General features: G+C 65.5%; 18 protein-coding genes. 12 read left to right on the top strand and 6 right to left on the bottom strand.

The features are described from left to right. The first annotated feature begins 220 nt into the window (after window positions 1-220). The 3 genes from VFV09_13025 to VFV09_13015 all read left to right on the top strand — a co-directional run bounded on the left by VFV09_13025 (window position 221) and on the right by VFV09_13015 (window position 2,031). Complete coding sequence (locus tag VFV09_13025; protein ID HEU4868635.1) at window positions 221-763, top strand: Hsp20/alpha crystallin family protein; 543 nt, start codon at window positions 221-223, stop codon at window positions 761-763. 81 nt (window positions 764-844) lie between these two features. Further along, window positions 845-1,114 carry a hypothetical protein gene (locus VFV09_13020; GenBank protein ID HEU4868634.1) on the top strand — a complete coding sequence of 90 codons (270 nt, stop codon included), beginning with the start codon at window positions 845-847 and terminating at the stop codon, window positions 1,112-1,114. 122 nt (window positions 1,115-1,236) lie between these two features. After that, entirely contained in the window at window positions 1,237-2,031 is a 795-nt protein-coding gene (locus tag VFV09_13015; protein ID HEU4868633.1) for a DNA-formamidopyrimidine glycosylase family protein, read from the top strand. Here VFV09_13015 and VFV09_13010 read toward each other — a convergent pair. Further along, the gene (locus VFV09_13010; protein ID HEU4868632.1) at window positions 2,028-2,801 is read right to left on the bottom strand and encodes a DNA-formamidopyrimidine glycosylase family protein; all 774 of its coding nucleotides are present in this window, start codon (window positions 2,799-2,801) and stop codon (window positions 2,028-2,030) included. The genes VFV09_13015 and VFV09_13010 overlap by 4 nt on opposite strands. Before the next feature lie 108 nt (window positions 2,802-2,909). Here VFV09_13010 and VFV09_13005 point away from each other — a divergent pair, with 108 nt between their 5' ends. Together VFV09_13005 and VFV09_13000 are read left to right on the top strand one after the other, a co-directional pair. Further along, entirely contained in the window at window positions 2,910-3,452 is a 543-nt protein-coding gene (locus VFV09_13005) for an ATP-binding protein (GenBank protein ID HEU4868631.1), read from the top strand. A gap of 71 nt (window positions 3,453-3,523) precedes the next feature. Then, window positions 3,524-3,826 (top strand): hypothetical protein, encoded by a 303-nt coding sequence (locus VFV09_13000; protein HEU4868630.1) that lies wholly within the window; start codon window positions 3,524-3,526, stop codon window positions 3,824-3,826. A 132-nt stretch (window positions 3,827-3,958) separates the two neighbouring features. Here VFV09_13000 and VFV09_12995 read toward each other — a convergent pair whose 3' ends face one another. Both VFV09_12995 and VFV09_12990 read right to left on the bottom strand, forming a co-directional pair. Then, window positions 3,959-4,387 (bottom strand): hypothetical protein, encoded by a 429-nt coding sequence (locus VFV09_12995; protein ID HEU4868629.1) that lies wholly within the window; start codon window positions 4,385-4,387, stop codon window positions 3,959-3,961. Window positions 4,388-4,394: 7 nt separating this feature from the next. Further along, entirely contained in the window at window positions 4,395-4,622 is a 228-nt protein-coding gene (locus VFV09_12990) for a DUF3107 domain-containing protein (GenBank protein HEU4868628.1), read from the bottom strand. A 51-nt stretch (window positions 4,623-4,673) separates the two neighbouring features. Here VFV09_12990 and VFV09_12985 point away from each other — a divergent pair, with 51 nt between their 5' ends. The 3 genes from VFV09_12985 to VFV09_12975 all read left to right on the top strand — a co-directional run bounded on the left by VFV09_12985 (window position 4,674) and on the right by VFV09_12975 (window position 7,669). Further along, window positions 4,674-5,258 carry a DUF5319 family protein gene (locus VFV09_12985; protein ID HEU4868627.1) on the top strand — a complete coding sequence of 195 codons (585 nt, stop codon included), beginning with the start codon at window positions 4,674-4,676 and terminating at the stop codon, window positions 5,256-5,258. Between the two features lie 76 nt (window positions 5,259-5,334). Next, the gene (locus VFV09_12980; GenBank protein HEU4868626.1) at window positions 5,335-7,152 is read left to right on the top strand and encodes an AAA family ATPase; all 1,818 of its coding nucleotides are present in this window, start codon (window positions 5,335-5,337) and stop codon (window positions 7,150-7,152) included. Window positions 7,153-7,159: 7 nt separating this feature from the next. Next, entirely contained in the window at window positions 7,160-7,669 is a 510-nt protein-coding gene (locus VFV09_12975; GenBank protein HEU4868625.1) for a DinB family protein, read from the top strand. Window positions 7,670-7,677: 8 nt separating this feature from the next. Here VFV09_12975 and VFV09_12970 read toward each other — a convergent pair whose 3' ends face one another. Beyond that, a complete protein-coding gene (locus VFV09_12970) occupies window positions 7,678-8,712 on the bottom strand; it encodes a L,D-transpeptidase family protein (protein ID HEU4868624.1) in 1,035 nt (344 codons plus the stop codon). 100 nt (window positions 8,713-8,812) lie between these two features. Here VFV09_12970 and thyX point away from each other — a divergent pair, with 100 nt between their 5' ends. The 4 genes from thyX (at window position 8,813) to VFV09_12950 (ending at window position 12,301) form a co-directional block, all read left to right on the top strand. Continuing rightward, window positions 8,813-9,505, top strand: coding sequence for an FAD-dependent thymidylate synthase (gene thyX / locus VFV09_12965; protein HEU4868623.1), 693 nt, complete (start codon window positions 8,813-8,815; stop codon window positions 9,503-9,505). Next, window positions 9,502-10,221, top strand: a complete 720-nt coding sequence (locus VFV09_12960) for a PIG-L deacetylase family protein (protein ID HEU4868622.1) — start codon at window positions 9,502-9,504, stop codon at window positions 10,219-10,221. Before thyX ends, VFV09_12960 begins: the two co-directional genes overlap by 4 nt. A gap of 3 nt (window positions 10,222-10,224) precedes the next feature. After that, a complete protein-coding gene (locus VFV09_12955; protein HEU4868621.1) occupies window positions 10,225-10,989 on the top strand; it encodes a L,D-transpeptidase in 765 nt (254 codons plus the stop codon). 91 nt (window positions 10,990-11,080) lie between these two features. Continuing rightward, window positions 11,081-12,301 carry a cupredoxin domain-containing protein gene (locus VFV09_12950; protein ID HEU4868620.1) on the top strand — a complete coding sequence of 407 codons (1,221 nt, stop codon included), beginning with the start codon at window positions 11,081-11,083 and terminating at the stop codon, window positions 12,299-12,301. A 68-nt stretch (window positions 12,302-12,369) separates the two neighbouring features. Here VFV09_12950 and VFV09_12945 read toward each other — a convergent pair whose 3' ends face one another. Both VFV09_12945 and VFV09_12940 read right to left on the bottom strand, forming a co-directional pair. After that, window positions 12,370-12,960: a hypothetical protein gene (locus tag VFV09_12945; protein ID HEU4868619.1), complete on the bottom strand. Its 591-nt coding sequence runs from the start codon at window positions 12,958-12,960 to the stop codon at window positions 12,370-12,372. A 12-nt stretch (window positions 12,961-12,972) separates the two neighbouring features. Further along, window positions 12,973-13,440 (bottom strand): SRPBCC family protein, encoded by a 468-nt coding sequence (locus VFV09_12940; protein HEU4868618.1) that lies wholly within the window; start codon window positions 13,438-13,440, stop codon window positions 12,973-12,975. Window positions 13,441-13,464: the final 24 nt, after the last annotated feature.

Below are 13,464 nucleotides of genomic sequence, written 5' to 3'. Positions count from 1 at the left end.
AGTCACAGCTCGGTTGGAACTCTGAGTTTCCGGCGCACCAGTCGGGCCCTCGGCCAAATCGAAGGTTGTGTGTCCCGGCAACCAGCTTCCCCAGAATTGCAGCTCCCATCGGCCTTTGAGTCGCAAAAAATTTCCGGATTTCCGGGAATAAGAGGCCCTCCCGGAGCCGTTATTTATGGCGGATTTTTCGGAACACTAGAGGAATGGAGGTGAAGAACGCATGGCATTGCTGAGCAGACTCAGTCCATGGTCGGCGCTGTCCGACCTGGAGCGGCAGATGGATCAGCTGGTAAAGGGCGTGTTTGGGGAGACCGGCTTCGACACCCCCCAAAGGATCGCCGGACGTCAGGCGAAGGCGTGGATGCCCGCAGTTGACGTCTTCAGCCGGGACTCGGACCTGGTGATCCGGGCCGAGCTGGCCGGTGTCGACCCCGAGAAGGACGTGGAGATCACCGCCGAGGACGGCGTACTCCGGATCCGCGGGCAGCGGCATTACGAGAACCGGGACGAGGGCGCCAACTACTTCCGGATGGAGACCAGCTACGGCTCCTTCGAGCGGAGTGTCCCGCTTCCGGAGGGAGTGAACCCGGACGACATCAAGGCGGTCCACCGCAACGGAGTCCTGGAGGTGGTTGTGCCCAACGCCGCCCGGATCGCTACGGCACGCAAGATCCCGGTCCAGATCGACGAGGGCCAGGCGCAGCAGCAGACCATCGAGGCCAAGCCGGAGGAGGCTCCGGCCGGCGACCAGAGCGCCGCCTGATGCAGGTTTGAAGGGCCGCCCCCGCCCCGGGGCGGCCCTTCTCAGCTCTTTTTCGACAGTCGAGTTGAAGGAGGAGTGGATATGGGTCCCGCAGTGCTATGGGGAATTGCCCTGTTGATGCTCATCGCCATCCCGGCGGAGATCTTTCTTCTCAACCGGATCCTGAACCCGATTCAGGAGATCAAGGGCCACATCGATCAAATCCTGGTCGACGGCGTGATCCTCACCGGCCATCTCGATGGCGTCACCGAGATGCTGGCCGAGACCAAGGACATCGTCAGCCAGGTGGCAACCGGCGCTCTTCGCTACGGCGCCGGTGTCGACAAGGTTCTGAAGGCCGTCGGGAAGTAGCGCCCCCGCCCCGAGCGGCGGCCGGAGAAACCGGCCGCCGCCGGCGCGTCCCGGGGACGATGCCGGACAATTGACGAGCGGACCGGCACAGGGCCGGCCGGCAACAACCAGAAAGGTGCCCGGTGCCTGAGGGGGACACGGTTTTCCGGGCTTCCCGGTCCATGAACAAAGCCCTGGCCGGCAGGGTCCTGACCTCCACCGACTTCCGGGTGCCCCAGCACGCCACCGCCGACCTGTCCGGCCAGACCGTGACCGAGGTCGTTCCCCGGGGCAAACACATGCTCACCCGCACCGACGCCGGCATCACCCTCCACACCCACTTCAAGATGGAGGGGACCTGGCACCTCTACAAGCCCGAAACCAGGTGGCGGGGCGGGCCGTCCCACGAGATCCGGGCGATCCTGAAGAACGACGACTGGACGGCGGTCGGCTACCGCCTGGCGATAGTCGAGCTGCTGCCCACCGCCGAGGAGGACCGGGCGGTGGGACACCTCGGCCCCGACCTGCTCGGCCCCGACTGGGACCTCGAAGAGGCGCTGGCCCGGATCAACGCCAAACCGGACCTGGCCATCGGCGAAGCCCTGCTCGATCAGAGGAACCTGGCGGGGATCGGCAACATCTACAAGAACGAGACCCTGTTCCTCAAGGGCCTTCACCCCTGGACCCCGGTCAACCAGGTGAACGACCTGGCCGGTGTCCTCCTCCTGGCCCAGAAGCTGTTGAAGCTCAGCTGTGACCACGCGGCTCAGTCCACCACCGGCAACACCGCGCCCGGCCAGCGGCGCTGGGTGATCTCCCGGGGCGGCCAGCCGTGCCGGCGCTGCGGCACCCGTATCGTCACCGGGATGCAGGGCGACCCGTTGGTCGAGCGCTTTACCTACTGGTGTCCGCACTGCCAGCCGGAGCCCGGCGGTTAGGACTGCTCCTTCGGGCAGGCGTACGCGGTGCGGCCGCCGACGGTCAGCACCTCGACCGGAGAGCCGCATCGCCGGCAGTCAGTCTGCTTGTAGAGGTACCTGGCCTCGGCCTCGGGGAGGCTTTTGCGGTCGAACCCTTCGGGGGTCTCGACGGTGATGATGCGGCCGTCCTCGACTCCTTGGGCCATCCGCGTGCGCAGCGACTCCCAGATCACGTCGAACTCCTCCCGGGACACCTCGAAGGCAGAGCGAGCCGGGTGGACCCCGGCGTCGAGCAGCACCTCGGCCCGGTAGACGTTGCCGACTCCGGCGATCACCGACTGGTCGAGAAGCGCTGCCCCTATCGGTCCGGAGAAGCGTTCGAGCGTCTCCCAAACCCGCTCGGGGTCCGCGTGCGGGTCCAGCGGGTCGGGCCCGAGCCGGCTCTTCAGCTTCTCGACGTCGTCCTCGGTCCACATCTCGCAGTTGTTGGGCGCCAGCAGGTCCCACGCCACCTCGGCGGTCGACAACCGCATCCTGACCTGGAGCTTGGGCGGGCTGAGCGGCTGGATCCGCACGAACTTGCCCACGAGGCCGAGGTGGACGTGGATTAAGCCCGGGTCGAAGTACAAAAGCAGATGCTTGCCCAGCGCGTCCGTGCTGCGCAGCCGCTTGCGGTTGAAGGTCCTGAACTCGGGGAACTTGCCCTGCGGCGACGAGACCGACAGGGGAGGCCCGATCAGCTCCTGCAGGTCGCGGGCGAGGCGGTGAATGGTGTGGCCCTCGGCCATCGATGCGGTCCTCTCGGTCTGGACGCCTGGTGGGAAACCCGAAGGTTACCCCTCGGGGCGCGGCGCAAACCGGGCGTCGCCGGCCGCTTGGCGAGATAACATCGTCGGATGCACAGACGAATAGCACTCATCGGAAGTTTTTCCACCGGCAAGACGACGCTTGGCGAACTCTTGTCCCAACACCTCGAACTGCCCCTGCTGCCGGAGACGGCCAGGCAGGTGATCGACCTCGGTTTCAAGCTCGACAAGGACGCAACCCCCGAAACCGAGACCCTGATCTTCCTCAAGCAGTACAACAACGAGCTGTCGACCGACGAGTTTGTCGGGGACCGTTCCCTCATCGACGTCATGGCCTACGCCGGCTGGGTGCTGGACAACCAGCCCCGCTGCAAGGAGACCGCCCTCTGGGACGAGTGCGTGAAGCTCGCCGAGCGGCGCCTACGGGGCAACTACAGCCACGTCTTCTACCTGCCCATCGAGTTCCCGATCGTCCTTGACGGACTGCGTCCCGACGACCCGGCGTTCCAGGCGGAGATCGACGAGCGCCTGCTGCGCCTGCTGAGGTCGCACGATATCGACTACACCACGATCAAGGGCTCCGTCGAGGAGCGGATGGAGCAGATCACCCAGCACCTGAAGGACGGCGGCTGAGGCAGAGTCTCACCTTGCTAACGAGCCGCCGGCACGAGACTTTGTAAAGAAAGTAAGCAAAGGGGGCGCCAATGAGCGACGAGGACCTTCTCCGGAAAGCAGAACAAGTCCTGAGCGAGCTGGACCGGACCTCGGGGTTGATCGAGGAGCACGCCGAGGTGCTGGCGGCCCTGAGGATCCGGATCTACGGCGCCCCCAAGAAGACGCTCGACGAGGTGCTGAAAGCGGCCGGGAACATCAAGGGCCGCCGCGGGCTGGAGGATCTGGAGGCCCCGAAGGTGGCGGGGAGTCTGGAGGACGCCTTCAAGATCCCGGAAAAAAAGGTCGAGTGGCCGAAAGGCGACGACAAGCCGAAACCGAAGTTGAGTTTGTAACCTGACCGCCCAATAGGGAGCACCGGGGCGCCGTCAACTAGGGAGCGGGTGGGCCCTGCGCCGGCGTCGTCAATGGTTTTAGCAGGCGGAGGCGTCCACCCGCTCCCGGGCGTCCGCGTCCGCTCCCGTCCCCTACCCTTCGTCGTAGTCCAGGGCGTCCCAGCCGGTCCACTCCTCTACGTCCAGGCGGACGATCGAGCCCTCCTGGATCGGGTAGGTCAGATACTGCGGGTACTTGCTCTCGAAGGCGCTGAGAGCCCCGTCCTCCTCGGGACCGGGGTCGAGCACGGTCACCTGTCCCTTGGCGACCAGCCACTGGAGGCGGTCCCAGTCCTCGTCCCAGCGGTCGACCATGAAGGTGACCTTCGGGCCTCCCTCAATACCCCGGCGCCGGCCCAGGAACGGGCTGCCCGGCCTGCGGTCGACCACGATCCAGATGGTCTCGCCCGCCCAGGTGAAGCAGACGGGGAGCACCTCGGTGGCGCCCTCGGCGCCGTTGATGCCCAGATAGCCGCGGCGGGCCCTCAGAAGTGAGGCGTGGGATTCCGGGGGGCCGAGCATGGGGGGATTATCGCTTAAAGCCCACCGATCGCGGCGCACTTTCGGGATCGATCTCCACATAGGCGACTTTGGCTGCCGGAATACCGATCCTCTTGCCCTTCTCGTCCTCGAGCCAGAGCACCGTGGTACCGCCCGTCAGTGCTCCGTCGATCCTTTTGACCAGGTCGTCGAGACCCTCCTTGATCTCAAGGGTGATCTCCTTGGGGGAGTCCACTACGCCGATACTAATCTCCAAGAAATGGCCTCCTTAAAAGTGCCTGTCATTCGAAAGTACAATAATGAGGCTATGCCTTCTGAAGAGCATATCGATGACCCGGGCTTCGGGCCGGACGACTTTGGTCCTATCGACGCCGCGGAGAGGGACGCCCTCAGCCAGGACCTGGTGGACGTCCGGACCCTGAAGGCGGTGCTGGCATCCCGGGGCATCCGGGGAGTCGTGGTCTTCTGCCCCGACTGCGACGACGACCACTACCTCGGCTGGGACCTTCTGGCCGGCAACCTCCAGCAGATCCTCGAAAGCGGCACCACGCCGGTGCACGAGCCGGCGTGGGAGCCCAACCCCGACGAGTACGTCAGCTGGGACTACGCCCGTGGTTTCCTCGACGGCTACGAGTCCTACCCCGAGGACCGCAACCCCGGACCGGCCGCCTGCCTTTACTGCGGCAGCCACCTTGGCGAGCAGCCCGGCGACTGGGCCTACTGTCCCTACTGCGGACGGGACTTCGCCCCCATCAACCTGCTTCTGCACCTGCGGCGCGAGGGCTGGGACCCGCAGAAGATCGCAGCGATCTTCGACGCGTGCGGCTTTGTGTTCCCAACCTTCGACTCCGACGACTTATCGACCATTGACCTCAAGAAGGAGCCAAGTTAGAAGCGGCTCGGCGGTGACTGCTTGAAACAAGGCGGCACCTATACTGGATAGCCGACTCTGAAGGGGACTTTTGCCGATGGTTTTTCGCAACAAACTCAAGTACTGGCTGCCCAAGATCGCGGTCGTGGTGCTCTTCTACACCAGCATCTCGTGGGCGATTCAACTATTGGGCACCTGCGGAGACCCTCTAACCGGCGTCCGCGAATGCGGACCTCTCGACGTGCTCTCCCGCCTGACCACCGGCGCAATGTTCTTCCTCCAGCTCTTGTTCTTCATAGTCATTCAGCTGGCCGGAATGATGTGGTTCCTCGGAAGGGGCCGGAAGTACGTCATCTACCCCAAGGAGTACGAGACCACCTTCGAGGACGTCCGGGGCCAGAAGCCGGTCGTCGAGTCCGTCCAGGAGGTAGTCAAGCTGTTCCGCGGGTTTCGCGAGTTCAAGAAGATCGGCGGCTACCCCCCGCACGGCCTGCTCTTCGAGGGCCCTCCGGGAACCGGGAAGACGCTGATGGCCAAGGCGGTAGCCGGCCAGGTCGGCGTTCCGTTCATCTACGCCCCCGCCAGCGGTTTCACCAACGCCATCATGGGCGCCGGGATTATGCAGATCGCCATGCTCTTCCGCAAGGCCAAGAAGTTCTCCCGGCTGTACGACGGATGCGTGATCTTCATCGACGAGATCGACGCAATCGGCTCCCGCGGGGGAAACATGGCAATGACCCGCAAGACGGGGGTGGACCGTGAGCCGACCATCAGCCGCATGATGATGATGGGAATGGGCGGCGGCGGTGGCGGCGGCGCCATCAACGAGCTGCTCATCCAGATGGACGGCATGATCATGCCCCGCGGCCTTAAACGGCACATCCGCCGGCTGTTCGGCCTCAAGCCCAAGATCCCGCAGTACAACATCCTGGTCATCGGTGCGACCAACCGTTCCACCGACCTCGACCCGGCCCTGCTCCGCCCGGGCCGCTTCGACCGCAAGATCCACATCGGCCTTCCGGACAAGGACGGCCGCAAGGACGTCATCAAGTACTACCTGGACAAGGTCAAGCACGAGGAAATCGACCTCGACAAGTTCGCGCAGGCCACCATCCACTACTCTCCGGCCCGCATCAAGAACATCATCAACGAAGGCCTGATCATCGCCCTCCAGGACGGGCGGGATTCCCTTACCTGGAAGGACATCTGGTCGGCCAAGATGATCGACGACATCGGGCTGAAGCAGAGCGTCACCTACACGCCGCGCGAGAAGCTGATGACCGCCGTACACGAGGCCGGTCACGCCGTCGTCAGCCATGAGCTGCTCTCAGCGGACCAGCAGATCCAGATCATCACCATCGTCAAGCGGGACTCCGGAGCTCTCGGAATGGTCTACTCGGTCGACCTCGAGGAGCGGTTTACGCAGACCAAGGACGATGTCACCAACACCATCAAGCTGTTCCTGGCGGGCATGGTTGCCGAGGAGGTCTGGTTCAACACCTCCACCGACGGCACTACCAGCGACCTCTACCAGGCCACGCTCCTCGCGCTGAACTACGTCGGCCGCTGGGGCATGGGCAAGCGCCTGTTCTCCTACGCGGTCATCCACGGCAGCCCGGCGGTCGAGCGCTCGGCGGAGATGCTCTCCGACCCGGACGTCCGCAAGGAGGTCAACGAGCTGTTGAAGGAGTGCAAGGCCGAGGTCCGGGAGATCCTCGAACGCCGCCGCGACGCAGTCGAGCGCATTCGCGACGAGCTGATCGAGCGTGAAGAGCTGGTCGGAGACCAGCTTGAGGAGCTCATGAAGGAGCTTTCGACGGTCGCCGCCCGCAACGCTGACGTTGCAGTCCAGAACGGAGCAAAGCCGGCGCTCCCGCCCGTGCAGTCCTCGACGGAATCGCCCAAAGAAGACTGACCCTTCCGTGCCGGCAACAGTCGACGAGGCGATCGCGCTCATCGGCGCCACGCCGTCGCTGGTCCGCAGCTGCTTCGCCGGCCTGTCCGAGGAGAGCCTGAATAGCAGCGAGCCCGACGTCTGGGGCGCCCGCCAGGTCCTCGAGCACCTGATCGACGCGGAGACCATCGCATTTCGTGAGCGCATCGCGCGCATCCTGGAGGAGGAGCGGCCGCTGATCCGGTCGATCGACCCTCCGGCCCGCCTGGAGCAGGGCGGTTATGCCTCGAGGAGCCTGGAGGAGCTACTGGCCCAGTTCGAGGCGCTGCGGGCGGAGAGCGCCGCCTGGCTGCGTTCCATCGACGAGGCCGACTTCGGCCGGGAGGGCGAACACGACGTAGCCGGGACCATACGGGTCGGCGAGCTCATCCACTACTGGGCGGTCCACGACCTGACCCACCTCAGCCAGATGACCACCGCCCTGCGCGAGACCCTGGTGCCCCACATCGGCAACATGCACCGGTTCCTGGAGGAGTAACCCCGGCCTCAGGGGTTCAGCAGGCTCCCGGCGTCGTTGTCGTCGAAGATGTCCGAAGGTTCGTCGTCGTCCGAGTCCGGGGTCTCCGAGGGAGTGGGGTCCGGTTGCGGCGCCGGCGGCGGGTTGACGACCACCGGCGGGATGCTGACCACCGGCGGCGCCGGGGCGGGCGACTCGGTCGGGATCGACGCAGGGGGAGCCGGGGCGTCCTCGATGGTCGGCTGGGGGTTCGGCCCGGTCGGGCCCCCGTGGACGTAGACCACCTGGCCCACCGGGGCCGCTTCGTTGAAGAACCAGTCGGCAAAGCCCATCGGTAGGCGGACGCACCCGTGCGAAGCCGGGGAAGTAGGAATCGAGCCGCTGCCGTGGAAGGCGATTCCGCCGTTGAAGTAGGACGGCTTGTACAGCTCGCCCAGCGGGGAGATCCGCATGCCGTTGATCTTGCGGGTGACCGTGAAGCGGCCGTTGGGGGTTATCGCCCGTCGGGTCCAGCCGTCGGCAGTGAAGTTCTTGTTGGTGCCTGTAGAGGTCGGCAGGATCGCGCTGACCGCACCGCCCCGGACGACGTAAACCGTCTGCTGCGGGATGTCGACCTCGATGTGGTTGGCCGGCGAGGAGTACTTGGGGGCCGGCGTCGATGCCGTCGCCAGGCGGGCCATTGTCGGTGCGTCGCCCACTCCGCTTCGGCCGAGGCCCTCGACCTTCTGGAATGCGATCAACCCGTGGCGGGTATTGGCGTCGAAGCTTCCGTCGACCTTGCCGACCAGGTACTTGAGATCGGAGAGCCGCTGCTCGAGAGCGCCGACCTCGGGGCCCTTCGACCCGACCTTGAGAATGCCGTTGTCCTGGGCCGCCGCCGCGGGGCTGGGGCTCGGGGAGGGCTTGACCGGAGGCTCCCTCCGGGGAGGTTCGTCGTCGATGACCTCCAGCGGCGCCGCCGCCCGGGCGGCGGGGGGAGCGATCACCGTCTTGGAGTCGGTGGGCTCGTCCGAGGCGGGCGACATGAAGGCGAGCGCGTTGGCGCCGACGGCCAGAACCGCCAAAAGCGCTACTAGGATGGAGAATCGTTTTACTGTCACAGGTGTCCCTATCTTGGGGCGATTGTTTAACACAAGCAACAAGAATTATCTGAGGAGCGCTCAAATGCCAGGTGTAGGCGACAAAATTGACGTTTTGGATCACGGGTTCGTCCGCCTGGATGCGGCAGAGGCCACCGATCTGTCGGTGGTCAACGGCGCGCGGGTGTCCTTTCTGCAGATAAAGGACGAGATGGGGGACCGGGACCACAAGCTCATTAGGTTCCTGATGCGGGAGAAGCACGCGTCCCCGTTCGAGCACAACCTGTTCCGCTTTCACGTTAAGTGCCCGATAGCAGTCGGCAGGGAGTGGATGCGCCACCGGTGGAGCAGTTTCAACGAGCACAGCCTGAGGTACTCGGAGGCCATCGACGCCTTTTACGTCCCGGCGCCGGAGCAGGTCCGCACCCAGACCGGCAGGCCCGGAGCCTACACATTTGAGCCCATGGATCCCGAGGTGGCGGAGAAGGTCAGGGGCGTCATGGCGGCCCAGTACAGGCAGGCTTGGGACACGTACCAGGGTATGCTGGAGCAAGGAGTGGCACGGGAAATTGCCCGCTTCGTGCTGCCCGTCGGCTTGTACACAGAGTTCTACTGGACGGTAAACGCTAGAGCGCTCATGAACTTCATCGCGCTGCGCAACGCGGATGCGGCGATGTGGGAGATCCGGCGCTACGGCGAGGCTGTCGAGGCATTCTTCGCCAGCCTGATGCCGTCCACCCACGAGGCATTCGTCGAGTTCGGGAGGGTCGCCCCTTGATTGACCTGCAGTTCAACAAAGCACTGGTTTTCTTCGCCCACCCGGACGACGCCGAGTTCATGGCCGGCGGCTCCATCATCCAGTGGGTGAACGAAGGTAAAGAGATCGTCCTGTGCGTGGTGACGAACGGCGCCAACGGCTCCAACGACCCCGCGATGGCTCGCGAGACGCTGATCTCATCCCGTATGGACGAGCAGCGGGAAGCCGCCAGGCTCACCGGGGTGTCGGATGTCATCTTCCTGGGTTACGAGGACTGCATGGTCGAGGACTCCCACGATCTTCGCCGGGACATGATCCGGGAGATCCGCCGGCACAAGCCCGACATCGTTATCGGGCCGGACCCCACCATGTACTTTTTCGCCGACCAGTACATCAACCACCCCGACCACCGGAAGGTGGGCGAGGCGCTCTGCGCCGCCATCAGCCCTGGAGCACCGACCCTCCCCATCTACCGGGAGGAGCTGTACGACAAGGGGTTCGAGCCGCACCACCTGAAAGCCGCCTTGTTCGGCATGACCGGCAACCCGAACTTCTGGGTCGACATCGAAGACGTGCTCGAGGACAAGATCAAGTCCGTCTCGGTCCACTACACCCAAACCCCCGAGTTCGGGGACCAGTTCTCCGAGCGCATGAAGCTGATCGCCAGCTTCTCGGCGGAAGGTTCCGACTACAAGTACGCCGAGGCGTACCGGGTGATGAACTTCCGGGACCGCTAGACCTTGAACCGCCCCCGCACGACAGCCGCCGGCTGGATCGTCCTGGTCCTTCTTCTGGTGGGCAGCGTCCCGGCGGTAGCCGCTGCGGCCAAGGGCATCGCCGCCGGCGCAGGCAGGATAATCGGACACGCCGAGCTCCCCGTGTCGGCGTCGCTCAGCGTCTCGCCCACCGACCACCTGGTGGCCGACGCCGCCCGGGCCCGCATGCCGATCTTCGAGAGCCCGGCTTCCCCCACCCCGAAGATGACCCTCCCCAACCCCACGCGGGAGGGGGTCCAGCTGGTGCTGGGTGTGCTGAAGGAGGAGGGCAACTGGTTCCACGTGAGGCTGCCGGTCAGGCCCAACGGCAGCACCGGCTGGGTAAAGGCGTCCGACGTGCGGATCCGTAAGGTCCCCAACCGGATCGTCGTCGACAAGTCGGACCACAAGCTGAGGGCATTCAAAGGCGACCAGCTCCTCATGGAGATGCCGGCGGGAATAGGCACCGCCGCCACCCCGACGCCGGTCGGCGAGTACTACGTCGACATCTCGATCCCGTTCGCCAACACCAGCGGCGCCTACGGGGCGCACATGTTGAGCATCGCCGGATTCTCGGAGGTTCACTTCAACTTCGGCGGTGGTATAGGCCAGCTGGCAATACATGGGACCAACAACCGGGCGTCGGTTGGCGTAAACTCCAGCAACGGTTGCGTAAGGCTGTACAACGAATCGATCCAGCGCCTAAAGGACCTCGCTCCATCCGGAACGCCGGTCTCGATTCAGGCCTGAAGCTTCGCGCGATTCGCCCCCTGTATTGGGGCGGACTTAGAATCCAAAAAGACTTTAGCTATTTGACCTGCCCCTAAAGGAGGCTCGATCGATGCGCCGCACGCTGCTCCCCCTTGCCGTCTTCTTAATGCTCGTTCTGGGGACGGGCACGGCGCAGGCCGCCACAGTCACCATCGAGGCCAAGGACAACGAGTTCGACCCGGTCGACGCAACTGCGCAGGCCGGCGACACCATCGAGTTCAAGAACACCGGCGTTGCGCCCCACAACGCCGTCTCCAAAGACGGAAAGATCAACATCCCATTGATCAACGCCGGCGAGACGAAGACCGTCACGGTCGAGGAGGGCGGCGAGATCGCCTACGACTGTCAATTCCACGTTGCTCTCGGCATGAAGGGCACAATCACGGTTGAAGGTGCCGCAGGAGCACCCGCCGCCGGAGGAGAGACGCCGACCCCCGAAGAGTCGGCCGCAGCCCCCGAGGACCAGGCTGAAGCCGAAGGCGAAGGGGAAGAGGAGTCCGAAGAGGGAGGGGGCGAAGAAGAGGCCACCGACGTCACCGCGGTCGAAGCTCCCGAGGAGCCCCCGGTCGGACCGGCCTTCATGATCCTGTCGGCTCTGATCGCCCTGCTGGTTATCCTGGGCATGGTCCCAGCCGCAAAGACCTACCTGTTGCCCGCTCTCAAGTCAGCCGGCGACGCCCCCACCCCGGTGGGCCCGCCGCCGACCATCAAGGCCGTCGCAGCCGCCGGTCCGGCAGCAGCAGTGGCTACCGCTCCGCCGCCCGCAGCGGCTCCCGCGGCAGCACCTGCAGCCCCCGCCGCAGCACCCCCGGTTGCGTCTCCGACGCCGGCTGCTCCCCCCAAGGCCGCCGCTTCGCCGGTGGCCCCCACGGATCCGCCGCTGGACCCGGAAAAGGTCTACCAGGCCGTGCTGAAGGACGAGCAGACGAAGGGAACCGACACCAGGGTCGCCGAGGCCCGCGCCAAGGCGGCACGCATGCGGGCAGAGGAAGCTCTGGCGACCCCCGCCGCCCCGGCGGCAACCGCTCCGGCACCTGCCGCACCGCCCGCAGCCGCCGAGGCGGCCGCAGCGCCTGCAGCCGAAGCAGCGCCCGCGGCCGAAGCAGCGCCTGCAGAAGCCGCACCGGCAGCAGCGCCTGCAGCAGGCGTGTCAGCCGAGGAGGCCGCAGCGATTCGTAAGAAGACCTACGACGAGGAGCTGGCCAAGGGAACCGACGCCCGCGTGGCCGAGGCCCGCGCCAAAGCCGCAGAGATGCGAGCGAAGAAGGGCACGAAGCTACCGTCCAAGTAGTTTGCTACGAGGGGCGTAGGGACCGGGGCGGAGCGTCCAGCCGCTCCCGGGACCACTGCGCCGGCTTGCTACTTTGCCGTCGCCCTTGAGTTCGGCGGGCCTTTTTTCACTACCATCCGGCCTATCGCCCGGACCATGATGTCCACGATCTTGAACGTCGGCAGCGTCACCGAAAGCAGCATCAGAAAGCCGCCGAAGCCAATCAGCAGTAGCCCCAGCTGACCCGAGCTGGCCTTGCCCATGCCGAGGATGAACAGCAGGCCCCCGATACCCAGAAGGACCCCGATCCCGAGCACCCCGGCAACCGCCCGGCGCCTCTTGATCTTGCCCGACACCGGCGGGCGGGTGACCCGTGCCGTCGACACCGGCTCTGCCGGAGCCTCGGCCGCCAGCGGCATGTCCCGAACGGGCCGGGCCGGCCGGGTCCTGGGTTTGGCGCCCGGGGGCTTCGGCAGCTCCAGCCCCTTGCGCCTGGTCTCCAGCAGCAGCCTCATCGGCACGACGCAGTAGACGGAGAGAATCCCGACCACCCACACTCCCGCTCCGGTGAGGACCTGGAAGAACACCAGGGGCAGCCCCAGCAGGAGCAGGCCGAGCGGCACGTAGACGAGCCACAGCCACCGGATGAAGAGCGCTTTGGCGTTTTGTCGGGCTGGCACAGTGATGGAAGCCTATTGCACGCCCTCGGCCCGTGCTTTTTCGACCAGCTGCTTCAACAGCCTTAGGTCCCGTTCGAACACCTTGCGCATGATCGGCTTGAAGAGCCGAAGGCCGATCGCGCCGGGAATCCCGAGCGGCGGGTAGAGCGTCTCCTGCCAGAAGAGGAAGGTTCCCCAGGGGGCCGGCTTGCAGACCATGAGGCCCTTTCCCGCCACCCATCCCCGATGGGAGATCTCCAGGGTCTCGGGCGGCTCCCACCCGGTGACCTCCACCGGGTCGGTGGTGGTGATGCCGGCGATGCGGATGGTCGCCTCGGCGGTCACACCCACCCCTTCGCGGTGCTGGGAGGTGACCTTGAACCCCTTGCCCTCGATCATCCACCGATCGAGGTTCTCCCAATCCACCAGGTACTTCCACACCACCTCGGGGGGCGCGTCGATCTTGACGGACATGTCGATCTCAACCGGCGGGCCTGCCAAGGTGGACTCCTTCGCTACAGTGTT

This window comes from Actinomycetota bacterium (assembly GCA_035759705.1).
In the GTDB taxonomy this organism is placed as follows: domain Bacteria; phylum Actinomycetota; class CADDZG01; order JAHWKV01; family JAHWKV01; genus JAJCYE01.
Note: the sequence above shows the minus strand (reverse complement) of the source record. Positions and strands in the feature narration are given on the sequence as shown.

Coding starts and splice junctions, on each gene's coding strand:
- VFV09_13020 (HEU4868634.1), top strand. CDS start 845: ATGGGTCCCGCAGTGCTATGGGGAATTGCCCTGTTGATGCTCATCGCC.
- VFV09_13000 (HEU4868630.1), top strand. CDS start 3,524: ATGAGCGACGAGGACCTTCTCCGGAAAGCAGAACAAGTCCTGAGCGAG.
- VFV09_13010 (HEU4868632.1), bottom strand. CDS start 2,801: ATGGCCGAGGGCCACACCATTCACCGCCTCGCCCGCGACCTGCAGGAG.
- VFV09_12995 (HEU4868629.1), bottom strand. CDS start 4,387: ATGCTCGGCCCCCCGGAATCCCACGCCTCACTTCTGAGGGCCCGCCGC.
- VFV09_13025 (HEU4868635.1), top strand. CDS start 221: ATGGCATTGCTGAGCAGACTCAGTCCATGGTCGGCGCTGTCCGACCTG.
- VFV09_12985 (HEU4868627.1), top strand. CDS start 4,674: ATGCCTTCTGAAGAGCATATCGATGACCCGGGCTTCGGGCCGGACGAC.
- thyX (HEU4868623.1), top strand. CDS start 8,813: ATGCCAGGTGTAGGCGACAAAATTGACGTTTTGGATCACGGGTTCGTC.
- VFV09_13005 (HEU4868631.1), top strand. CDS start 2,910: ATGCACAGACGAATAGCACTCATCGGAAGTTTTTCCACCGGCAAGACG.
- VFV09_12950 (HEU4868620.1), top strand. CDS start 11,081: ATGCGCCGCACGCTGCTCCCCCTTGCCGTCTTCTTAATGCTCGTTCTG.
- VFV09_12980 (HEU4868626.1), top strand. CDS start 5,335: ATGGTTTTTCGCAACAAACTCAAGTACTGGCTGCCCAAGATCGCGGTC.